At 70.6% G+C, this 21,042-nt stretch carries 20 protein-coding genes; 14 read left to right on the top strand and 6 right to left on the bottom strand.

What is annotated here, in order from left to right:
- Positions 1-41: 41 nt before the first annotated feature.
- The 14 genes from L632_RS0106520 (at position 42) to L632_RS0106585 (ending at position 14,250) form a co-directional block, all read left to right on the top strand.
- Complete coding sequence (locus L632_RS0106520) at positions 42-1,235, top strand: winged helix-turn-helix domain-containing protein (protein WP_036697546.1); 1,194 nt, start codon at positions 42-44, stop codon at positions 1,233-1,235.
- A gap of 129 nt (positions 1,236-1,364) precedes the next feature.
- Entirely contained in the window at positions 1,365-2,750 is a 1,386-nt protein-coding gene (locus L632_RS0106525) for a PLP-dependent aminotransferase family protein (RefSeq protein WP_028712916.1), read from the top strand.
- A 97-nt stretch (positions 2,751-2,847) separates the two neighbouring features.
- A complete protein-coding gene (gene ehuA / locus L632_RS0106530) occupies positions 2,848-3,633 on the top strand; it encodes an ectoine/hydroxyectoine ABC transporter ATP-binding protein EhuA (protein ID WP_028712915.1) in 786 nt (261 codons plus the stop codon).
- A gap of 22 nt (positions 3,634-3,655) precedes the next feature.
- The gene (gene ehuB / locus L632_RS0106535) at positions 3,656-4,477 is read left to right on the top strand and encodes an ectoine/hydroxyectoine ABC transporter substrate-binding protein EhuB (protein WP_028712914.1); all 822 of its coding nucleotides are present in this window, start codon (positions 3,656-3,658) and stop codon (positions 4,475-4,477) included.
- 60 nt (positions 4,478-4,537) lie between these two features.
- On the top strand, positions 4,538-5,194 hold the full coding sequence (gene ehuC, locus L632_RS0106540) for an ectoine/hydroxyectoine ABC transporter permease subunit EhuC (protein ID WP_028712913.1): 657 nt from the start codon (positions 4,538-4,540) through the stop codon (positions 5,192-5,194).
- Position 5,195: 1 nt separating this feature from the next.
- A complete protein-coding gene (ehuD, locus tag L632_RS0106545) occupies positions 5,196-5,855 on the top strand; it encodes an ectoine/hydroxyectoine ABC transporter permease subunit EhuD (RefSeq protein ID WP_028716513.1) in 660 nt (219 codons plus the stop codon).
- Entirely contained in the window at positions 5,852-6,595 is a 744-nt protein-coding gene (locus L632_RS0106550; protein ID WP_028716514.1) for an aspartate/glutamate racemase family protein, read from the top strand. The genes ehuD and L632_RS0106550 overlap by 4 nt, the downstream gene beginning before the upstream one ends.
- Positions 6,592-7,542 (top strand): hydroxyectoine utilization dehydratase EutB, encoded by a 951-nt coding sequence (gene eutB / locus L632_RS0106555; protein ID WP_028712910.1) that lies wholly within the window; start codon positions 6,592-6,594, stop codon positions 7,540-7,542. The genes L632_RS0106550 and eutB overlap by 4 nt, the downstream gene beginning before the upstream one ends.
- Positions 7,539-8,519 carry a cyclodeaminase gene (locus tag L632_RS0106560; RefSeq protein ID WP_028712909.1) on the top strand — a complete coding sequence of 327 codons (981 nt, stop codon included), beginning with the start codon at positions 7,539-7,541 and terminating at the stop codon, positions 8,517-8,519. The genes eutB and L632_RS0106560 overlap by 4 nt, the downstream gene beginning before the upstream one ends.
- Before the next feature lie 11 nt (positions 8,520-8,530).
- Positions 8,531-9,712, top strand: coding sequence for an ectoine hydrolase DoeA (doeA, locus tag L632_RS0106565; RefSeq protein ID WP_028712908.1), 1,182 nt, complete (start codon positions 8,531-8,533; stop codon positions 9,710-9,712).
- A gap of 4 nt (positions 9,713-9,716) precedes the next feature.
- Positions 9,717-10,727: a N(2)-acetyl-L-2,4-diaminobutanoate deacetylase DoeB gene (gene doeB / locus L632_RS0106570; RefSeq protein WP_028712907.1), complete on the top strand. Its 1,011-nt coding sequence runs from the start codon at positions 9,717-9,719 to the stop codon at positions 10,725-10,727.
- Positions 10,724-12,175: an NAD-dependent succinate-semialdehyde dehydrogenase gene (locus L632_RS0106575; RefSeq protein ID WP_028716515.1), complete on the top strand. Its 1,452-nt coding sequence runs from the start codon at positions 10,724-10,726 to the stop codon at positions 12,173-12,175. The genes doeB and L632_RS0106575 overlap by 4 nt, the downstream gene beginning before the upstream one ends.
- Entirely contained in the window at positions 12,175-13,545 is a 1,371-nt protein-coding gene (locus L632_RS0106580) for an aspartate aminotransferase family protein (protein ID WP_028712905.1), read from the top strand. The genes L632_RS0106575 and L632_RS0106580 overlap by 1 nt, the downstream gene beginning before the upstream one ends.
- Positions 13,546-13,746: 201 nt before the next feature.
- On the top strand, positions 13,747-14,250 hold the full coding sequence (locus tag L632_RS0106585) for a cell wall hydrolase (protein ID WP_028712904.1): 504 nt from the start codon (positions 13,747-13,749) through the stop codon (positions 14,248-14,250).
- A 30-nt stretch (positions 14,251-14,280) separates the two neighbouring features.
- On the opposite strand, the gene L632_RS0106590 is transcribed toward L632_RS0106585, so the two are convergent.
- Genes L632_RS0106590 through L632_RS0106615 form a run of 6 tightly spaced genes read right to left on the bottom strand, consistent with a single transcriptional unit; the run spans position 14,281 to position 20,952 of the window.
- Complete coding sequence (locus L632_RS0106590; RefSeq protein ID WP_028712903.1) at positions 14,281-15,330, bottom strand: glycosyltransferase family 4 protein; 1,050 nt, start codon at positions 15,328-15,330, stop codon at positions 14,281-14,283.
- Complete coding sequence (locus tag L632_RS0106595; protein ID WP_028712902.1) at positions 15,327-16,871, bottom strand: ABC transporter permease; 1,545 nt, start codon at positions 16,869-16,871, stop codon at positions 15,327-15,329. Before L632_RS0106595 ends, L632_RS0106590 begins: the two co-directional genes overlap by 4 nt.
- Positions 16,868-17,638, bottom strand: coding sequence for an ABC transporter ATP-binding protein (locus L632_RS0106600; RefSeq protein WP_028716516.1), 771 nt, complete (start codon positions 17,636-17,638; stop codon positions 16,868-16,870). Before L632_RS0106600 ends, L632_RS0106595 begins: the two co-directional genes overlap by 4 nt.
- Complete coding sequence (locus tag L632_RS0106605; protein ID WP_028712901.1) at positions 17,628-18,623, bottom strand: ABC transporter substrate-binding protein; 996 nt, start codon at positions 18,621-18,623, stop codon at positions 17,628-17,630. Before L632_RS0106605 ends, L632_RS0106600 begins: the two co-directional genes overlap by 11 nt.
- Complete coding sequence (locus tag L632_RS0106610) at positions 18,620-20,218, bottom strand: sulfatase-like hydrolase/transferase (RefSeq protein ID WP_028716517.1); 1,599 nt, start codon at positions 20,216-20,218, stop codon at positions 18,620-18,622. Before L632_RS0106610 ends, L632_RS0106605 begins: the two co-directional genes overlap by 4 nt.
- On the bottom strand, positions 20,215-20,952 hold the full coding sequence (locus L632_RS0106615; RefSeq protein WP_028712900.1) for a CDP-alcohol phosphatidyltransferase family protein: 738 nt from the start codon (positions 20,950-20,952) through the stop codon (positions 20,215-20,217). Before L632_RS0106615 ends, L632_RS0106610 begins: the two co-directional genes overlap by 4 nt.
- Positions 20,953-21,042: the final 90 nt, after the last annotated feature.

Consider the following 21,042-nt stretch of genomic DNA (forward strand, 5'->3'; position numbering starts at 1 on the left):
TGTATTTCACAAACCGTCCGAGGATGAAACAGATCCCGCAAATGCCCCATTTCCTGAAAAACCGCGATGCGCGCCGGCTGTTTCTGGACCGTCACCTGCTGCTGCGACCCGGTTCGGGCGCGGGCCGGGGCGCGGATCTGGAAGCCGTGCTCAATGGCCTGGGCTTCGCGCAGGTGGACAGCGTGAACACCCTGGCCCGCGCGCATGACCTGATCCTGTGGTCGCGGCGCGGGCGCTACCGGCCCCCGGCGCTGGAGGGGTTGATCGCCCGCCACCGCGCCGCCTTCGAGCACTGGACCCATGACGCGGCCGTGATCCCGATGCGCTTCTATCCGATGTGGCGGCTGAAATTCGCCCGGGACGAGGCGCATATGCAGCGCCGCTGGCCGAAATGGCGGCGCGAGGGCTGGGACGCGGAATTCGACAGCGTGCTGCGCCATATCGCCGATCACGGCCCGGCCAGTTCCTCGGATCTGGGCGGAGAGGAGCCCAGGGGCTCGGGCGGCTGGTGGGACTGGCATCCGTCCAAGACGGCGCTGGAATATCTGTGGCGCTCGGGCCGGCTGGCGATCCGCCACCGTTCGGGCTTCCGCAAGGTCTACGACCTGGCCAAGCGGGTGATCCCGGCCGAGCATCTGGCGAGGCGGCTCGACGATGCCGAGATCGTCGACTGGGCGCTGGCGGCGGCGCTGGAGCGGCTGGGCTTTGCCACCAGCGGCGAGCTGGCCGCCTTCTTCGCCATCGCCACGCCGGACGAGGCGAAGCGGTGGTGCGCCGAGGCGCTGGCGGCGGGCCGGATCGTGGAAATCGACGTGGAAATGGCCGATGGCGCGATCCGGCGCAGCTATTCCAGCCCGGCGCTGCTGGATCTGGTCCCCGCGCTGCCCGAGCCGTCCTCGCGCATCCGGCTGCTTTCGCCCTTCGATCCGGCCCTGCGCGACCGGGCGCGGGCCGAGCGGCTGTTCGGCTTCCGCTACCGCATCGAGATCTTCGTGCCCGCCGGGCGGCGGCAATACGGCTATTACGTCTTTCCGGTCCTGCAGGGCGACCGGCTGATCGGGCGGCTGGACGCCCGGCGCGAGGAGGGCGCGCTGGCCGTCCGCGCCTTCTGGCCCGAGCCGGGGCTGCGCATGGGCCAGGGCCGCATCGCGGGGCTGGCCGCCGAACTGCGGCGCATCGCGCCGCTGGCCGGGGTGCAAGACATCCGCCATGCGCCGGACTGGCTGCGCGGATAGCGCGCCCGGCGCGCGGTCGGGGCGGCTGCAAAGTCCGGCGCCACTGCGCGCTCGCCCGGTCCTGATCGGCCGGCGCCGAAGAAATCATAACATTGTTGCCTATCGGCAGGATTGTCTTAATCTCGACCCATGACAATATGGACCCCCGATCCCGGCGGCTTGCATCGTCCGGCCTATCTCTCGCTTGCCGAGCAATATGCGCGGGCGATTCGCGACGGCATGCTGCCCGCCGGCAGCCGCCTGCCGCCGCAGCGCCGGCTGGCCGACGATCTGGGACTGTCGGTCCAGACCGTCTCGCGCGCCTATGAAGAACTGATCCGCCGCGGCCTGGTGGTCGGAGAGGTCGGGCGCGGTTCCTTCGTGCTGCCGCCGGGGTCCGAGAACAGCCCGCCCTATCTGGCCGAGCGGCTGGGCGAGCTGGTCGATCTGTCGATCCTGAAGCCCGTGACCGAGCGCATGCATGTCGAAACCTTTCGCGAGGGGCTGCATTGGGTGGCCGAGAACCTGACCGCCCCGGCCGCGCTGTCCTTCCGGCCGAACTCGGTCCTGCCGCAGCACCGGCAGGTCGCGGCCGACTGGCTGCGCCGCAAGGGCATCGAGGCCGCGCCGGAAAACATCACCATCACCGACGGCGCCACCTCGGCCATCACCACCGCGGTGATGAGCGCGGTGCCCGCCGGCGGCACGCTGGCCGCAGCCGCGCTGACCCATCACCTGCTGATGCCGCTGTGCAAATACCTCGGCCTGCATCTGGAGGCCCTGCCGGTCGATGACGACGGCATCGTGCCCGAGGCGCTGGACCATCTGGCGCGCAAGGGCAGCCTGCGCGCGCTTTACATGCAGCCGGCGGCGATCAACCCCATGGCGATCATGACCGGCGCCGAGCGCCGCGCCGAACTGGCCGCCATTGCCCGCCGCCACGACCTGCTGATCGTCGAGAACGACATGCTGAACGCGATGATCCCCGACCGGCCGCCGCCGATGGCGGCGCTGGCGCCCGAGCGGGTGCTGCACATCAACGGCTTCACCAAGACCACGCTGCCCGGCCTGCGGGTCGCCTGGCTGCTGTCGCCGGCGCGGCTTGCCTCGGCCACCGCCAACCGGCATCTGGTGACGAACTGGATGGCCACCCCCGCCATGGTCGAGCTGCTGAGCCACTGGATCAGCGACGGCACCGTGGAGCGGCTGATCCTGTGGCAGCGCGAGGCGCTGGCCGTCCGCCACCGCATTGCCCGCGAAGTTCTGGGCGCGGCGCCGTTCCGCGCCCATCCGCAAAGCCTGCATATCTGGCTGGAACTGCCCCCCGGCCGCGACGAGGAGGAATTCGTCGCCCAGGCCCGCCAGCGCGGCGTGGCCGTCGCCTCGGGCCGGGCCTTCCGGCTGAGCGAGCGCGGCCGGCGCGACGCGGTGCGAATCGCGCTTGGCTCGACCAGCGCGGAAGAGCTGCGCCGGGGCCTGTCCCTGGTGGCCGAAACCCTGGGCGGCAGCGCCGAACCCCTGCTTCCGCTGATTTGACGGGCAGATTGTCGCGGAAAATTGTTATGATATTATTTAAATATTGACCTGATTTGATCTCGCTGCAAAGTTCCTCTGGACAGCAAGGGGGACGTCTTTGGACCAGCCGATCATTCGCATCCAGAACCTGCGCAAGTCCTTTGGGACGCTGACCGTCATCGACGGGCTGAATTTCGACGTGATGAAGGGCGAGAAGCTGGCGCTGATCGGCCCCTCGGGTTCGGGCAAGACCACCATCCTGCGCATCCTGATGACGCTCGAGGATATTTCCGGCGGCCGCATCGAGGTCTGCGGCGAGCCGCTTTACCACATGCAGAAGCACGGCGCCGAGGTGCCCGCGGACGAGGCGCATCTGCACAGGATGCGCCGCCACATCGGCATGGTGTTCCAGCATTTCAACCTGTTCCCGCACAAGTCGGTCTTGCAGAACATCACGCTGGCGCCGATGCTGACCAAGGGCGAGCCGCGGGCCGTGGCCGAGCAGCGGGCGCGCGAGTTGCTGGACATGGTGGGGCTGGCCGACAAGGCCGACTACATGCCCAGCCAGCTGTCCGGCGGCCAGAAGCAGCGCGTCGCCATCGCCCGCGCCCTGGCGCTCCAGCCGCAGATCATGCTGTTCGACGAGGTGACCTCGGCGCTGGACCCCGAACTGGTCGAGGAGGTGCTGGAGGTGATGAAGCGCCTGGCCGCCGAGACCGACATGACCATGCTGCTGGTCACGCATGAGATGGGCTTCGCCCATGATTTCGCCGATCGCGTGCTGTTCTTCGACAAGGGCCGCATCGTCGAGCAGGGCCCGCCCACCCAGATATTCACCGCGCCGCAAGAGGACCGCACGAAGTCCTTCCTGCGCAAGATCATCGCCGCAGGACAGCGCGTGTGATGCAACCCGACAGGAGAGAATGATGAAGAAATGCCTGATTGTCGCGGCGCTGCTGGCCGCGCCGCTGCCCGCCATGGCCGACAAGCTAGAGGACCTGCAGAAGCAGGGCTATGTCCGCATCGCCATCGGCAACGAGCCGCCCTATACCGCCGTCGCCTCGGACGGCAAGGTCTCGGGCGCGGCGCCGGACGTGGCCCGCGCGGTGTTCGAAAAGCTGGGCATCAAGGACCTGGAGGCGTCCATCGCCGAATATGGCGCGATGATCCCCAGCCTGCAGGCCGGCCGCGTCGATGCGATCACCGCCGGCCTGTTCATGAAGCCGGAACGCTGCAACGCCGTGGCCTATTCCGAGCCGATCCTGTGCGATGCCGAGGCGCTCTTGCTGCCCAAGGGCAATCCCAAGGGCTTCAAGTCCTATGCCGACATCGCCAATGACGGCTCGGCCCGGCTGGGCGCGCCCGGCGGCGGCACCGAGGAAAAGCTGGCGCTGGATGCCGGCGTGCCGCGCGACCGGCTGGTGGTGGTGCCCGACCCGCAATCGGGGCTGAAGATGGTGCAGGACGGCCGGATCGACGCCTATTCGCTGCCGGTCCTGTCGCTGAACGACCTGCTGGCGAAGTCGGGCGACGCCAACCTGGAAGTCTTTGCCCCGGTCGAGGGCGCGCCGGTCTATTGCGACGGCGCCGCTTTCAACAAGAAGGACACCGCGCTGCGCGACGCCTTCGATGTGGAGCTGGCCAAGCTGAAGGAATCGGGCGAATTCGCCGCCATCGTCGAACCCTATGGCTTCTCGGCCGCCGCGGCGATGTCCACCACCCGCGACGCGCTCTGCGCCGCGCAGTAAGGCAGCCGGGCGGGGGGAGACCCCTGCCCATCCATCAGCAAGAGAGGCAGGCATCAGCGCATGGGCGACTGGGCAGGATATCTGACACTCATCCTTATGGGGGCATGGGTCACGGTCAAGCTGACGCTGATGGGCTCGGCCCTGGCGCTGGTCGTGGCCTTCATCGCCGGGCTGGGGCGCATCTCGCGCCATGCTCCGGTGCGCTGGCTGGCGACCGCCTATATCGAGTTCTTCCGCGGCACCTCGATCTTCGTGCAGCTGTTCTGGATCTATTTCGTGCTGCCGATGACCGGGATGCAGCTGACGCCGATGCAGGCCGGGGTGATGGCGCTGGGGCTGAACGTGGGCGCCTATGGGGCCGAGGTGGTGCGCGGCGCCATCCTCGCCGTGCCGCGCGACCAGCACGAGGCCTGCGTCGCCGTCAACCTGACCCGCTTCCAGCGCATGCGCCACGTCATCCTGCCGCAGGCGCTGCCGCTGATGCTGCCGACCTTCGGCAACAATGCCATCGAGCTTCTGAAGGCGACTTCGGTCGTGTCGCTGATCTCGCTGTCGGACATGACCTTTCAGGCGCAGGTGGTGCGCTCGCAGACCGGCAGCACGCTGATGCCCTTCGTCACCATCCTGCTGCTGTATTTCGCCATGTCCTCGGCGCTTTCCTTCGGCATGCGCCGGCTGGAGCGGCGGGTGACGCGCGGCCTGGACGGGGTGCGCTGAGATGGAATGGGATTGGGATTTCGCCTGGTCGATCATGCCGACCCTGCTGGCCGGGTTTCGCATCACCCTTGTCGCCACCTTCCTCGGCGCCATCGTCGCGGCGGTGCTGGGGCTGGTCTTCGCCATCCTGCGCCGCTCGCCCAACCGGCTGGTGGCGCGCGGCACCGGCTTCGTGGTCGAGTTCATCCGCGGCACGCCGCTGCTGGTGCAGCTTTACTTCATCTTCTACGTGCTGCCCGGGCTGGGCATCCGCCTGCCGGCGCTGACCGCAGGGGTGATCGGCATGGGGCTGCATTACGCGACCTATGCCGCCGAGGTCTATCGCGGCGGCATCGAGGCGGTGCCGCGCGGGCAATGGGAGGCGGCCAAGGCCACCAACCTGACCACGCGCCAGACCTGGCTGCATGTGGTGCTGCCGCAGGCGGTGCCGCCGATGATCCCGGCCATGGCGAATTATCTGCTGGCCATGTTCAAGGAAACGCCGCTGCTGTCCGCGATCACCGTGCTGGAGCTGATGAACCAGGCGAAGTCGGTCGCGAACAGCTCCTATCGCTATGTCGAGCCGATGACGCTGGTCGGCGTGATGTTCCTGGTCGTCAGCCTGATCTCGGTGGTGGTGCTGCGCTGGCTGGAACGCCGTTACGGGAGGATTTCGCGGTGACTGTCCTGTCCGTTCCGGTCGTGCTGGACGACCGCCCGCTGCCGCGCCGGGTCGGTCTGGTGACGCTGGCCACCGACCACACGACCGAGGTGGATTTCGCCGCCCTGCCGGCGCATGGCGTGGGCGTCTATGCCACCCGCATCCCCTTCGCCAACCCGGTGACGCCCGAGACGCTGGCCGCCATGGCCCGCGACGTGACCGCCGCCGCGGCGCTGATCCTGCCCGAGGAGGATCTGGACGCGGTGGTCTATAGCTGCACCTCGGCCTCGGTGGTGATCGGGGACCGGGCGGTGCGGGATGCGATCCGGCTGGGCAAGCCCTCGGCGGAACCGATCACGCCGATCTCGGCCGGCTTCGCGGCGCTCAGGGCGCTGGGGGCCGAGCGGATCACCCTGCTGACCCCCTACACGCCCCGCACCACCCAGCCGATGGCGGAATGTTTCGAGGCGGGGGGCTTCGCCTTGCAGGGCGTCTCCTGCCTGAACCTGACCGACGACCGCGAGATGGCGCGGATTTCCCATGCGACGATCATCGAGGCCGCACGCGCCGCACTCGCGCCGGGCAGCCAGGCGCTGTTTCTCGCCTGCACCGCCGTCCGCGCCTGCGCGATCATCGACCGGATCGAGGATGCGGTCGGCGTGCCGGTGGTCTCGGCCAATTCCGCGACGCTCTGGGCCGCGGCGCGGGCTTGCGGCGTGACCGGGCCGGTCGCTCCGGGCCAGTTGATGAGGCAGCCATGACCGTGACCCTGGACGACATCCGCGCCGCCGCTGAACGCATCCGCGGCCATGTGGTGGAAACGCCGCTGCTGCGCGACGAGCTGCTGTCGGCGCGGCTGGGCCAGCCGGTCTGGCTGAAATGCGAATACCGCCAGACCACCGGCGCCTTCAAGCTGCGGGGCGCGACCAATGCCATCCTGTCGCTGCCGCCCGAGGCGCTGGCGCGCGGCGTCGTCACCGCCTCGACCGGCAATCACGGCCGCGCCCTGGCCTATGCCGCCCGGGCGCTGGGCGTGCCCGCCACCGTCTGCCTGTCCCGGCTGGTGCCCGAGAACAAGGTGCGGGCGATCCGCGAGTTGGGGGCCGAGGTCCGCATCATCGGCGCCAGCCAGGACGAGGCGATGCAGGAAGTCGCCCGCGCCGTGGCTGAAGAGGGCATGACCGAGATCCCGCCCTTCGACCACGAGGCCGTTGTGGCGGGCCAGGGCACCATCGGCCTGGAAATCGGCACGCCCCAGGCGGTGCTGGTGCCACTGTCCGGCGGCGGTCTCGCGGCCGGGGTGGCGGTGGCGATCAAGGCGCTGTCACCCGCCACGCGCGTCATCGGCCTGACCATGGAGAACGGCGCCGCCATGGCTGCGAGCCTCGCTGCCGGCCATCCGGTCGAGGTCGCCGAAAGCCCCAGCCTTGCCGACAGCCTCGGCGGCGGCATCGGGTTGCGCAACCGCGTGACCTATCCGCTGTGCCGCGACCTGCTGGACGATGTGATCCTGCTGACCGAGGCCGAGATCGCCGCCGGCATCCGCCATCTCGGCCGTGCCGGCCATGTCGTCGAGGGCGCGGCCAGCGTTGGCACCGCCGCGCTGCTGGCCGGCAAGGTCGTCCCGCAAGGCCCGACCGTCTGCATCCTTTCCGGCGCGAATATCGACCCCGCGCTGCATGCCCGCATCATGGCGGAGGCCGCATGAGACCGCCCGTGACCATCCTGACCGAGACCGACCTGCGCGCCCTGGTGCCGCTGGACGGCGAGGCCGTCGCCTGCATCCGCGACGCCTTCGTGGCGCTGGCGACCAAGCCCGTCGCCATGCCGCCGATCCTGCGCCTGGACATTCCCGAACACCGGGGCGAGGTTGATGTGAAGACCGCCTATGTTCCCGGCCTCACGCATTTCGCCATCAAGATCTCGCCCGGTTTCTTCGGCAACCCGGCGCTCGGCCTGCCCTCGACCAACGGCATGATGGTGGTGCTGTCCGCGACGACCGGGCTGGTCGAGGCGCTGCTGCTGGACAACGGCTACCTGACCGATGTGCGCACCGCCGCCGCCGGGGCGGTGGCCGCCGATGCGCTGGCCCGGCCGGATGCGGCCACGGCGGCGATCCTTGGCGCCGGGATGCAGGCGCGGATGCAGTTGCAGGCGCTGGCGCTGGTCCGGCGGCTGACCGGCGCACGTGTCTGGGCGCGGGATCCCGCCAAGGCGCAGGCTTTCGCGGCCGAGATGACCGCCACCCTGCGCATCCCCGTCACCGCCGCCGCCGCCAGCGTGGCCAAGGCGACGCGGGATGCCGATCTGGTGGTCACGACCACGCCGTCCGAAAGGCCCATCCTGGCCGCCGCCGATATCGCCGCCGGCACGCATGTCACCGCCATGGGCTCGGACGCCCAGCACAAGAACGAGATCGCCCCCGACCTGATCGCGCGCGCCCATTACGTCGCCGACCGCCTGTCGCAGACCCGCGAGCTGGGGGAGCTGCACCACGCGCCGCTGGCCGGGCGGGACTTCCCCGAGCTGGGCCAGATCCTGGCCGGGCAGCGCCCCGGCCGCAGCGATCCCGAACAGATCACCCTGGCCGACCTGACCGGCACCGGCATCCAGGACACCGCCATCGCCACCCTGGCGCTTGCCCGCGCGGGCAAGGCCGGGGCCGGACGCAGCTTCACCCTGTAAGAGAAACCGCCATGACAGACGTCGCATTGAAGTTCACCCGCGAGGAATATGCCGACCGCCTCGCCAAGACCCGCCGGGCGATGGAGGACAAGGGCGTCGATCTGCTGATCGTCACCGATCCGTCGAACATGAACTGGCTGACCGGCTATGACGGCTGGTCCTTCTATGTCCATCAATGCGTGGTGGTGCCGCCCGAGGGCGAGCCGGTCTGGTATGGCCGCGGACAGGACGCCAACGGTGCCAGGCTGACGGCTTACCTGAAGCCCGAAAACATCATCGGCTATCCCGACCATTACGTGCAGAACCCCGAGATGCACCCGATGGATTACCTCTCGGGCATCTTGCGCGACAAGGGCTGGGGCACGAAGCGCATCGGCGTCGAGATGGACAATTACTGGTTCACCGCCGCCGCCTTCGCCAGCCTGACGCGGAACCTGCCGGACGCGCGCTTCACCGATTGCACGGCGCTGGTGAACTGGCAGCGCGCGGTGAAATCGCCGCAGGAGATCGCCTATATGCGCAACGCGGCGCGCATCGTCGAGGCGATGCATGTCCGCATCCTCGACAAGGTGCAGGTCGGGATGCGCAAATGCGACCTGGTGGCGGAAATCTACGATGCCGGCACCCGCGGCGTCGACGGCATCGGCGGCGACTATCCGGCCATCGTGCCGCTGCTGCCCTCGGGTCGCGACGCCTCGGCCCCGCATCTGACCTGGGACGACAAGCCGATGAAACCGGGCGAGGGCACCTTCTTCGAGATCGCCGGCTGCTATCACCGCTACCACGTGCCGCTGTCGCGCACGGTGTTCCTGGGCCAGCCGACGCAGGCTTTCCTCGATGCGGAAAAGGCCACGCTGGAGGGGATGGAAGCCGGGCTTGCCGCAGCGAAGCCCGGCAATACCTGCGAGGACATCGCCAAGGGTTTCTTCGACGTGCTGGCGAAATACGGCATCGTCAAGGACAACCGCACCGGCTACGGCATCGGCGTCAGCTATCCGCCAGACTGGGGCGAGCGCACCATGTCGCTGCGCCCCGGCGACCGCACCGTGCTGCAGCCCGGCATGACCTTCCATTTCATGACCGGCCTGTGGCTGGAGGACATGGGGCTGGAGATCACCGAGTCGATCCTGATCACCGAGACCGGCGTGGAATGCCTCGCCCATGTCCCGCGCCAGCTGTTCGTGAAGGACTAGCGCCATGTTGCAGATGCAGCCTGCGCCCTCGCCCATCGCGGCGACGGTGGATTTCGCGGCGCCGGGGGTTCACCACGGCTTCCTGCGCCTGCCGCATTCGCGCGACGACGCAGCCTGGGGCTCGGTCATGACGCCGATCACCGTGGTCAACAACGGCGAGGGGCCGACGGCGCTTCTGACCGGTGCCAACCACGGCGACGAATACGAGGGGCCGATCGCGCTGTTCGACCTGGCCGCGACCGTGCGGGCCGAGGACGTCACCGGCCGTATCATCATCGTGCCGGCGATGAACTACCCGGCTTTCGTCGCGGGCACCCGCACCTCGCCCATCGACCGGGGCAACCTGAACCGCAGCTTTCCGGGGCGGCCGGACGGCACGGTCACGCAGAAGATCGCGGATTACTTCCAGCGCGTGCTGCTGCCGATGGCGGATGTGGTGCTGGATTTCCATTCCGGCGGCAAGACCCTGGATTTCCTGCCCTATTGCGCCGCCCATATCCTGCCCGACAAGCGGCAGGAGGCGGCGGCCTTCGATCTTGTGCGCGCCTTCGGGGCGCCCTGGTCGGTCAGGATGCTCGAGATCGACGCGGTCGGCATGTATGACACCGCGGCCGAGGAAATGGGCAAGGTCTTCGTCACCACCGAGCTGGGCGGCGGCGGCACGGCGACCGCCCGCACCGCCGGCATCGCCAGGCGCGGCCTGCGCAACCTGCTGGTCGCGGCGGGCGTGATGCGCGGCGAGGTGGTGGCGCAGCCGACGCGCTGGCTGGACATGCCCGACGCGGATTGCTTCACCTTTGCCGAGGATGGCGGGCTGATCGAGTTCCTGGCCGATCTGGGCGATGCCGTGGAACAAGGCCAGCCGGTCGCCCGCATCTTCCCGGTGACCCGCACCGGCTTGGCCCCGGTCGCGGTCCATGCCCGCCGCGGCGGGCTGATGATGGCGCGGCATTTCCCCGGCATCGTGAAACCCGGCGATTGCGTCGCCGTCATCGGCGAGGAGGTTCAGCCATGATCACCGACAAGACCCTGATGCGCGAGGATGCCTTCGTGAACGGCGCCTGGGTGGCCGGGCCGCGCTTTGCCGTCACCGACCCCGCCACGGGCAGGCCCGTGGCGCAGGTGGCGCGGCTGGACGCTGCGCAGGCGCGCGCGGCCGTCGATGCGGCGCAGGCGGCTTTCGCCGGCTGGTCCGCGCTGCTGCCGCAGGAACGCGCCGCCGTGCTGATGCGCTGGCACCGGCTGATCGTCGATGCGCGCGAGGATCTGGCGCGGATCATGACCGCCGAGCAGGGCAAGCCGCTGTCCGAATCGCGCGGCGAGATTGACTATGCCGCCAGTTTCGTCGAGTTCTATGCCGAGGAAGCCAAGCGGCCGAACATCGAAAGCGTGACCTCGCATCTTTCGACCGCCGAGATGGAGCTGTGGCGCGAACCCCTGGGCGTCGCGGCGCTGGTCACGCCCTGGAACTTTCCCTGCGCCATGATCACCCGCAAGGCGGCCGCGGCCTTGGCGGCGGGCTGCACCGTGGTCGTGCATCCCTCGGCCGAGACGCCGCTGTCGGCGACCGCGCTGGCGGAGCTGGCGGATCGGGCGGGGTTTCCGGCCGGCGTCTTCAACGTGGTGACGGGCGACGCGCCCGAGATCGTCGGGGAATGGTGCGCCGATCCGCGGGTGCGGGCGCTGTCCTTCACCGGCTCGACGCAGGTCGGCAAGCTGCTTTATCGCCAAAGCGCCGAGACGGTGAAGCGGCTGGTGCTGGAACTGGGCGGGCACGCGCCCTTCATCGCCTTTGCCGATTGCGACCTCGACCTGGCGGTGGATGAGGCGATCAAGGCCAAGTTCGCCACCTCGGGCCAGGACTGCCTGGGCGCCAACCGTTTCCTGATCGAGCGGCCGGTCTATGACGAATTCTGCCGCCGCTTCACCGCTGCTGCCGCCGCGCTGACCCTGGGGCCGGGGGTCGAGGATCGCGACCTTGGCCCCTTGATGAACGAGGGCGCGGTCCAGAAGCAGGAGGAGCACGTGGCCGATGCCTTGGCGCATGGCGCGCGCCTTCTGACCGGCGGCAGCCGCGATCCGCAGGGGCCGCTGTTCTATCGCCCGACCGTGCTGGCCGACGTGCCGGCCGAGGCGCGGATCTTCCACGAGGAGACCTTCGGCCCCGTCGCCGCCATCGCCGCCTTCGACACCGAGGACGAGGCGGTGCGTATCGCCAATGCCACCGAATACGGGCTGGTCGCCTATGTCCACAGCCGCGATCCGCGCCGCATCTACCGCCTGTCGCGCGCGCTGTCGTTCGGCATGGTCGCGGTGAACCGCACCAAGGTCACCGGCGCGCCGATCCCCTTCGGCGGCATGAAGCAGTCGGGCCTGGGCCGCGAGGGCAGCCGCCACGGGCTCGAAGCCTTCACCGAGATCAAATACGTCTGCCGCGACTGGGCAGAGACAAGGAGAGCATGATGCTGACCAATGACCAGCTGTCCAAATGGGACCGCGAGAGCCTGTTCCATCCCTCGACCAACCTCGGCCAGTTCGCGCGCGGCGAAGGCGCGCAGCGCATCGTCTCGGGCGCGGAAGGCGTCCATATCACGGATCGGGACGGCAACCGGCTGCTGGACGGCTTCGCCGGGCTCTATTGCGTGAACGTGGGCTATGGCCGGCCCGAGATCGCCGAAGCCATCGCCGCACAGGCGCGCGAGCTGGCCTATTACCACGCCTATGCGGGGCATGGCTCGGAAGCCTCGATCACGCTGGCGAAAATGGTCATGGACCGGGCGCCCAAGAGCATGGCGCGGGTCTATTTCGGCCTGGGCGGCTCGGACGCCAATGAGACGAACATCAAGCTGGTCTGGTATTACAACAACATCCGTGGCTTGCCGCAGAAGAAGAAGATCATCTCGCGCTGGCGGGGCTATCACGGCTCGGGGCTGATGACCGGCTCGCTGACCGGGCTGGAGCTGTTCCACAAGAAATTCGACCTGCCGCTGGCGCAGGTGATCCATACCGAGGCGCCCTATTACTATCGCCGCAAGGACGCCGGCATGTCCGAGGAACAATTCAGCGCCCATTGCGCCGAGGAGCTGGAGCGGCTGATCGCCGCCGAGGGCGCCGAGACCATCGCCGCCTTCATCGGCGAGCCGGTGCTGGGCACGGGCGGCATCGTGCCGCCGCCCAAGGGCTATTGGCAGGCGATCCAGAAGGTGCTGGCGCGCCACGACATCCTGCTGATCGCGGACGAGGTGGTGACGGGCTTCGGCCGGCTGGGCAGCATGTTCGGCAGCGACCATTACGGCATGACCCCCGACATCATTACCATCGCCAAGGGCCTGACCTCGGCCTATGCGCCGCTATCGGGCAGCATCGTCGGGCAGAAGGTCTGGGAGGTGCTGATGCAGGGCAGCGACGAATATGGCGTGCTCGGCCATGGCTGGACCTATTCCGCCCATCCCATCGGCGCGGCGGCGGGCATCGCCAACTTGCAGCTGATCGACAAGCTGGGGCTGGTCGAGAATGCCGGCCGGGTCGGCCGCACGCTGAACGATCGGATGCGGGCGGCGCTGGGCGATCATCCGAACGTGGGCGAGATCCGCGGCGAGGGCATGCTCTGCGCCGTCGAGCTGGTCCGCGATCGCGACAGCCGCGGCTTCTTCGACGCGGCCGAGGGCATCGGCGGCAAGGTCGTCGCCGCGATGCTGAAGCGCGGCGTGATCGCGCGGGCCATGCCGCAGGGCGACATTATCGGCCTGGCCCCGCCGCTCTGCCTGACCGAGGCCGAGGCGGATGTGATCGTCGAGGCCACTGACGCATCCGTGCGCGAAATCCTCGGCTGAGCGAGGACGGGGATCGGACCGGAACACGGCTTGCGTGTTTGCGCCTTCGGTGTTCCGGCGGCGCATCGGGTCCGCGCGGGGGCGAATGCCGGACCATGATGCCCTGCGGGGGTCGCGGCGGTGTTGATGCCCTGCGCCCGCTGCTGTTAAGCATGGCCGCAACGAGAAGAACCCTTCCACGAGCGGCAGGACGAGCAGACGATGACGATTCCCTATCCAAGACTGCGCATGGGCGCGGCGCTTGCGGCCGCGCTGCTGGTGCTGACAGGCTGTTCGATGTTCCACCGGCACAGCCCGCAGGAATGCATGGAGCGGGCGATGTATTTCGAATCGAACCGCTCGAGCCGGGACGGCATGATCGCCGTCGGCAGCGTGGTCATGAACCGCGTCCGGTCAGATCAGTTTCCCAATTCCGTCTGCGGTGTCGTCGGACAAAAGGGGCAGTTCGCGCCGGGGATCATGACGCGGCGGATGGACAGGCCCTCGCCGCAGGTCAGCGAGGCGGCGCGCGCCGTCCTGCGCGGCGAGCGCCATCCCCTGATCGGCAACGCGATGTTCTTTCACGCGGCCGGGCACCGGTTTTCCTATGACAACATGCATTACGTCCTGGTGGCCGGCGGCAATGCCTTCTACGAAAAGCGCAAAAGCCATCTGGTGACGCGGCCGGTCCCGCCGCCGCCGCTTGAGGGCATCACCCGCCGCTAGCCCCCTCCGGCGCATCGGCACCCGAAGGGATCACGGCAGGCGCAGGCGCTGCAGGACGCGGCTGGCGACGGCCGCGGTCTCCTGCCAGCCGGGCAGGGCGGCGCCGGCCCGGGCCGCCGCATCGCCCATCCGCGCCCGCAGCGTTTCGTTGCCCAGCAGGCGGCGCAGCGCAGAGGCGAAGGCCGGCGGATCGTCGGGCGGCACCAGCAGCCCCGCGGTGGCGGGCACGGTGTCGGGGACGGCGCCGGTCGCGCAGCTGACGATCGGCAGGCCATGCGCCAGGGCCTCGTCGAAGACCAGGCCGTGGCCCTCGTATCGCGTCGCGAGCGCGAAGATCGACGCGCGCGCGTAAAGCCGCTCCAGCCGCCCGGCATCGACCCGCCCCGCCAGCGTCACCCGATCCGCGACCGGGCTTTCGGCCAGTTGCCGGGCCAGCGCGGCGGCATGGGCGCGGTCCCAGGGATTGCCGACGATCACCGCCTGCCAGTCCAGATCGGCCAGCTCCGCCAGCGCGGTCAGCAGCAGGTCATGGCCCTTGCGCGGATGGAGGATGCCGACCGACAGGATCAGCGGCGGGTTGGCCGGCGACGGGGCAAGCCGCGCCGGCTCGACCCCCGGCCGGGCGATGGTGATGCGCTCGGCGGGCACGCCGTAGCGGTCGGTCAGCATGGCCCGGGCATGGCGGCTGGGGACCAGCACATGCCGCGCCAGCTGCAGGTTGTCGCGCTCGGTCCGGTAGAGATGCGCGCGCCGCGCCGGGTCCAGGCCGGTCTCCATCGCCAGCGGGTGGTGGATCATCGCCACGACGGGCGCACGGACCCGGGCGAGACCGGCCGTGTCGACGGCGCCGAAGACCAGCCCGTCGATGATCAGCGGCCGGTCCTCGGCCGCCAGCGCCGCCACGGCCGCCGCCATCTCGGCCGGCGTCGGGTCGGGGAAGCTGGCGGGCAGCTGCAGGTGACGCATGTCGTGGCCCAGGGCGCGCAGCCCCTCCAGCAGGCGGCGTTCATAGATATAGCCGCCGGTCAGCGTGGCGATGTCGCCGGGGATGGCGAAGGCGGCGTCGCAGGGTCGGGTCATGGGCGCACCTGTTCGGGGGCGTAGCGGGCCAGCACCCGGCGCTCGGCCGCGCCGACACCGGCATGGCCCAGCCAGGACAGCGCCGTCACCAGCACCACCGCGGACCAGAGCATGTCGTAATCCGAGACCGAGGCCGACAGCGCCATCAGCCCGCCGATGCCGCCGCCGGTCGCCAGCCATTCGACCACGGTGACGGCCAGCACCGCCGCCGGCACGCTCATCCGCGCCGAGGCGAAAAGTGCGGGCAGCATGGCCGGGATGCGGACATGGATCATCTGCCGCCAGCGGCCGGCGGCATAGCTGCGGAACACGTCGAGGATCTGGCCGGGCGCTTGCCGCAGCCCGTGCTGGCAGGCGACGAAGGTCGGGAAGAACACCATGACCGCGACCAGCACCACCACCCCCGCCGCGCCGCGCCCGACCAGCAGCACGATCAGCGGCGCCGTGGTCACGATCGGGATGGCGCGCAGCGCGATGGCAACCGGCGTGACCAGCGCCGAAAGCGCCGGCAGCAGCGCCAGCAGGATGGCGAGTCCCGCCCCCGCCGCCAGCCCCGCCGCATAGCCGGGCAGCACATGCGCCCCGGTCTGCGCCAGCGCCTGCGCAAGGGCCTGCCGGGTCTGGGCGGCATCCGGCGCCCAGGCCAGCGCCGCCAGCACGTCGCCCGGCCGCTTGGCGAAGAACGGGCTGAGCCCGGCCAGCCGCAGCCCCGCCCACCACGCGGCAAGCACCGCCGCGACCACGGCGAGCGTCGAGGCCAGCGCCGCGCGGCGCGCGCCGGGCGCCGCGCCCGGCGGGGCCAGCAGCACGGGCGGCGGTTCGTCCAGGAAGCGCCGGGCCGCCCCGCCGATCAGCGCATAGGCCGCGACCGCGACGGCGGCGGAGAGCGCCGCGATGCTCCAGAGCGCGGGGACGTCCAGCGCGCGGGTGAAGCGGATGGTCAGCACGCCCATGCCGCGCTCGGCCCCGGTGAACTCGCCCACCAGCGCCCCGAGGAAGGCGGCGGGGGCCGAGATCTGCAGCCCGGCGACCAGATAGGGCAGGGCGGCGCGCAGCCGGACATGGCGCAGTTCGGCCATGCGGCCGCGGCCATAGACGCGGATCAGGTCCAGCCAGGCGGCGGGCACGGCGCGCAGGCCGGCCAGCAGCGGGATCAGCGTGGTGTAATAGACCGCCAGCGCCGCCAGGGCGATCTGTGGCCCCTCGCCCGGTCCCATCATCACCCGCAGGATCGGCCCGGTCGCGACCAGCGGCAGGCAGAAGACCACCAGCGCCAGGCCCGAGACCAGCCCGGTCAGCTTGGGCCAGAGCAGCGCCAGGCCGGCCAGCGCCACGGCGGCCAGGTTGCCCAGCAGAAAGCCCGCCGCCGCATTGGCCCCGGTGACGGCCAGCGCCCGCGACAGCAGGCCGGCATGGGCGGCGGTCCATTGCGCGACCTCGGCCGGGCCGGCGATCAGGTAGCGGCCCGACAGGGCCAGGGCCGCGGCCTGCCACAGGGCAAGCAGCAGCACCAGCCCGGCCAGCGCGTTCCGCATGCTCATGCCGCGCCGGCCGGGGCCGAGAGCGCCGCCCGCGCCTCGGCCTCGATGCGGCGGAAGGCGGGGCTGTCGGCCAGTCCGGGGCGGCGCGGATGCGGCAGGGGCACGGCGATGTCCGCGACGATCCGCGCCGGGCGGGGCGACAGGACCAGGATGCGGTCGGCGAGCAGCACCGCCTCGGCCAGCGAATGGGTGACCAGCAGCGCCGTGGTGCCCTGCGCCTGCCAGAGCGGCGGCAGGTCCTGCGCCAGCTGGCGGCGGGTCAGCTCGTCGACTGCGCCGAAGGGCTCGTCCAGCAGCAGCACCTGCGGCGCGGTGGCCAGCGCGCGGGCGATGGCGGCGCGCTGGCGCATGCCGCCCGACAGCGCCGCGGGGCGGGTGGCGGCGAAGCCCTCCAGCCCGACCAGCCGCAGCAGTTGCGCCACCTTGCCCGGATCGGCGGGCTGGCGGGCGAGCTTGCGCGCCAGCGCCACGTTCTGCGCGGCGCTGAGCCAGGGCAGCAGCGAGGGGTCCTGGAACGCCACCGAGATCGCGCCGCGCGCGCGCTGCCGGGCCGGGTCCAGCCCGCCGATGCGCACCTGCCCGCCCTCCGGCAGCTCAAGCCCCGCGACCAGCCGCAGCAGCGTGGACTTGCCGCAGCCCGAGGGGCCGATCAGCGCCGTGGTCTGCCCCGCGGCGAAATCGGCATCGAAGCCCGCGACTGCCTGCACGCCGCCGGGCCAGGTCTTGGTCAGCGCCCGGCAGGCGATCCCGGCGCGGCTATCCTGCATGGACCGCCTCCAGGATCGAGCGGTCCCAGAGCGCGGGCGTCATCTCGCGCCCCAGCAGCGAGAGGGTGCGGATATTGGCCTCGACCGCCTCGTCGCTCCACCAGCCGAACCCGTGCCGCTCGGTCAGGTCCGAGAACATCAGCGGCAATTGCCGGCGCGCCTGCAGCTTTTGCGTGGGCAGGTCCAGCCCGGCATCGGGGAACAGGGCGACGGTCAGATCGGCGGCCGCATCGCTGTCGGCGCGGCAGGCTTCCCAGCCCCGCGCCTCGCCCGCCATCAGGGCCACCAGCGCCTCGCGGCGGTGGGCAAGGCTGTCCTCGGTGGCGATATAGGTCTGGGAATGCAGGGCATAGCCGTGATCGGCCATCAGCATGGTGCGGGCCTCGATGCCCTGGATCGCCATGGCGACCGGCAGGTCGGTTTCCCAGCAGAGCAGGCAATCCACCTCGCCCGCGATCAGCGGCTGGGCGGAATATTGCGTGGGCACGATGCGGATGGCGTCGAAATCGACATCGTTCAGCTTGCACAGCGCCTGAAGCACCGGCGTGTTGGCGATGGCCATGCCGATGCTTTTCCCCGGCAGGTCGGCGGGGGTTTCCACGGGATTGCCCGGCAGAGAGGCGATGGCGAAGGGGTTCTTCTGCATGGCGACGCCGATGATGCGGAACGGCGCCCCCTGCGCCACCGCCGCTGCGGCGTAATCGGCGGCAGAGATGCCCACCAGCGCCGTGCCCGCCACCACCGGCGGCTCGACCGGGGCGTTCGGGCCGCCCTGCAGCAGCGCGACCTCCAGCCCCGCCTCGCGCCACCAGCCGTTCTGCAGCGCGATGTAGCTGCCGGCGAACTGCACCGAATGCAGCCAGGACAGCTGCAGCGCCACGGCTTCCTGCGCCCGCGCCGGGCGCGGCAGGCCCGAGAGGCCGAGCGCCAGCCCCGCCGCCCCCGTCTGCAGAAGCCGGCGCCGTGTGAGCGGGGAATGGGTCATGAAGGCACCTCCGTTCGGGTCGTGGTGGGACTGGGGGAGGAACGGCCCTGCGCGGCCGGGCGTTCCATCGGCGCGATTCCCGGCGCGGCAAAGCCCTGCAGGATCAGGTCGCGCATCCGGTCCATCGGTATCGCGGCGCTGTCCGGCGGCGGGACCAGGCCGGGGGCAAAGCCCCATGCGGCGCTGCGTTCGACCAGCGCCGCGGGACCGATCACATGCATGGGCACGTCGCGTCCGCCATCCGGCGCAATCCCTTGCGCGGCCTCATGATCGCCCAGCACCAGGATCAGCGGCGGTTCGTCCGCATGGCGCAGCGCATAGGCTATGACGGTCTGCAAGGCATAGTCGATCGCGTCGCGGTAATGCCGGCGGATGTTGTCGCGGTCGCGCCAGACCTCTTGCGGGCTTTCCCCGGCGGCGGCCATGGCGGCGAAGGCCGAGCCGTCCCCGACCTCGTCCCAGCCGATCAGCCGCGGCACCGGCACCCAGGGCGCGTGCGAGGAAATCAGCGCCACCTGTGCGAAAAGCGGCGCGCCGTCCTGCCCGCGCAGCAGCCGGTCGGCGGCGGCCAGGGTGAACTGGTCGGGCATGGTGACCCAGTTGAAGGGCGGGCCGCGATAGCCCAGATCCGGCGCGGCCAGGATGCGGTCGAAACCCATCTGCGCCGCCTCGGGCCAGGGGCGGGTGATGGCCGGCATGACGGCGGCGGTGCGGAAACCGGCGCGCCGCGCGTGGTGGAACAGTCCCTGCCGCCCGCTGGCCAGCATGGCCTGATAAAGCGCCTGATCGCCGATCCAGAGCCCCGAGGCGAATGTCGCATGCGCCAGCCAGCTTTGCCCGCCCTGCGTCGGCGAGACCAGGTATCCCGAGCGCATGGCAAGGCCGGCCCGCGCCAGATCGGCCTCGGCCCGGCGCAGGGTGGCGCGGTGGGTTTCGGCATAGAGGGGCGTCGCGAAGCTCGCCCGGCCGTAGCTTTCCACGAAGATCACCAGCACGTCGCGGTCGATGGCGCCCAGCAGGCCCGGCCGCTCCGCCATCGGGTCCTGTGCCGCGGCCGCCCGGAAGTCGCGCAGCGCGGCGACGGTTGCGGCGGCCAGCCCGGCGCGCTGGCTGGCATAGCGGAGATTCTCAAGCCTGGGCGTCATGGCCGGCAGCAGCGCCAGCCCGACTGCCGCGGCAAGGGCGATGCCCGCACGTCGCCCCGTGGCCGGGCGGGTCCAGAGCCCCGTCGCCCACCACAGCGCCCCGCCGATGCCCAGGGCGGCGAGGGCGGCGGCGAGCACGGCGCCAAGACCCGCGAGCCCGCCGAAGCTGCCGGCAAGCAGCCGCACCGCCGCATCCAGCAGCGGCAGATCGGCCGCGATGTTGAAGGGCCGCCCCAGCGCCGCGACCATGCCCAGATCGGCCAGCTTCTGCACCGCCAGCAGCGTAAGCGCCGCCGCAACCGGCAGGCGCGCCATGCCGCCGCCGAGGACCAGCGCAAGCAGCAGCAGCGGCAGTTCCGGCGTCGGGCGCATCGCGGCCCCGGGCAGGGTCAGCGCCAGCTGGATCGCCAGCGCCGCGATCAGCAGCGGCAGCGCGCGGCGCATCGTCATCGCCGATGCCGCCACAGCCAGCGGATGTCGAGCGCGAAGGACAGCGCCAGCGCCGCCGTGGCGAGCCATGCCAGGAACCCGGCCTGCGCATGGCTGGGCAGCGGCGTTTGCAGCAGGACCAGCGTGCCGAGCTGCAGCACGCAGATCGCCTTGCGCCGCAGCCGCTGCGGCAGTTCGGCCCGCAGCCAGGGTAGGACGAGGCCGGCGGCGACGAAGCCATAGCGCAGCACCCCAAGCAGCAGCACCCCGGGCCCCAGCGTCGTGCCCAGCCAGGCATGCAGCGCCAGGGTCAGGGCGAAAGCGGCATCGACCTCCATGTCGAAGCGGGCTCCGAAGCCCGAGACGAGGCCCGCGCGCCGCGCCAGCCAGCCGTCCAGCCCGTCGAGCGCCAGCGCGACGCCTCCGACGATGGTGACCGCCCATCCCGCCGCGGCGCCGTCCGCAAGCGGCGCCAGCAGCGCGCAGGTGATCGCGGCCCGCAGCAGCGTCACCGCATTGCAGCCGCCGATCCGGTCATGCGGATAGCTATGCCGCATCTGCGCCAGCACCACGGCGCAGCAGCCCAGATAAAGCGCGCTGGCGGCGAGCCAGCCCCCGGCCGTGCCGCCGATGCCGCCAAGCCGCAGCGCCTGCATGGCGAAAACGCCCATGGCGGCGCTGGCGGCAACCTGCGCCGGTATCCCGGCCGCCGGACGAGGCGGCGGCGCAAGCGGGCCGTGATCGGGGTCTGACATGGGAAAATGCTACGCCAAGCGTGGGTTCCGTCAAGATGCCACGGCTTTGCGCCCGGCGGCGTTTGCGCTAGGATGGCGCAAAGGAGCCAG

This window comes from Paracoccus sp. J39 (genome assembly GCF_000518925.1).
Lineage (GTDB): Bacteria > Pseudomonadota > Alphaproteobacteria > Rhodobacterales > Rhodobacteraceae > Paracoccus.

Coding starts and splice junctions, on each gene's coding strand:
- L632_RS0106520 (WP_036697546.1), top strand. CDS start 42: ATGCCCCATTTCCTGAAAAACCGCGATGCGCGCCGGCTGTTTCTGGAC.
- L632_RS0106525 (WP_028712916.1), top strand. CDS start 1,365: ATGACAATATGGACCCCCGATCCCGGCGGCTTGCATCGTCCGGCCTAT.
- ehuB (WP_028712914.1), top strand. CDS start 3,656: ATGAAGAAATGCCTGATTGTCGCGGCGCTGCTGGCCGCGCCGCTGCCC.
- ehuC (WP_028712913.1), top strand. CDS start 4,538: ATGGGCGACTGGGCAGGATATCTGACACTCATCCTTATGGGGGCATGG.
- ehuD (WP_028716513.1), top strand. CDS start 5,196: ATGGAATGGGATTGGGATTTCGCCTGGTCGATCATGCCGACCCTGCTG.
- eutB (WP_028712910.1), top strand. CDS start 6,592: ATGACCGTGACCCTGGACGACATCCGCGCCGCCGCTGAACGCATCCGC.
- L632_RS0106560 (WP_028712909.1), top strand. CDS start 7,539: ATGAGACCGCCCGTGACCATCCTGACCGAGACCGACCTGCGCGCCCTG.
- doeA (WP_028712908.1), top strand. CDS start 8,531: ATGACAGACGTCGCATTGAAGTTCACCCGCGAGGAATATGCCGACCGC.
- doeB (WP_028712907.1), top strand. CDS start 9,717: ATGTTGCAGATGCAGCCTGCGCCCTCGCCCATCGCGGCGACGGTGGAT.
- L632_RS0106575 (WP_028716515.1), top strand. CDS start 10,724: ATGATCACCGACAAGACCCTGATGCGCGAGGATGCCTTCGTGAACGGC.
- L632_RS0106580 (WP_028712905.1), top strand. CDS start 12,175: ATGCTGACCAATGACCAGCTGTCCAAATGGGACCGCGAGAGCCTGTTC.
- L632_RS0106585 (WP_028712904.1), top strand. CDS start 13,747: ATGACGATTCCCTATCCAAGACTGCGCATGGGCGCGGCGCTTGCGGCC.
- L632_RS0106590 (WP_028712903.1), bottom strand. CDS start 15,330: ATGACCCGACCCTGCGACGCCGCCTTCGCCATCCCCGGCGACATCGCC.
- L632_RS0106595 (WP_028712902.1), bottom strand. CDS start 16,871: ATGAGCATGCGGAACGCGCTGGCCGGGCTGGTGCTGCTGCTTGCCCTG.
- L632_RS0106600 (WP_028716516.1), bottom strand. CDS start 17,638: ATGCAGGATAGCCGCGCCGGGATCGCCTGCCGGGCGCTGACCAAGACC.
- L632_RS0106605 (WP_028712901.1), bottom strand. CDS start 18,623: ATGACCCATTCCCCGCTCACACGGCGCCGGCTTCTGCAGACGGGGGCG.
- L632_RS0106610 (WP_028716517.1), bottom strand. CDS start 20,218: ATGACGATGCGCCGCGCGCTGCCGCTGCTGATCGCGGCGCTGGCGATC.
- L632_RS0106615 (WP_028712900.1), bottom strand. CDS start 20,952: ATGTCAGACCCCGATCACGGCCCGCTTGCGCCGCCGCCTCGTCCGGCG.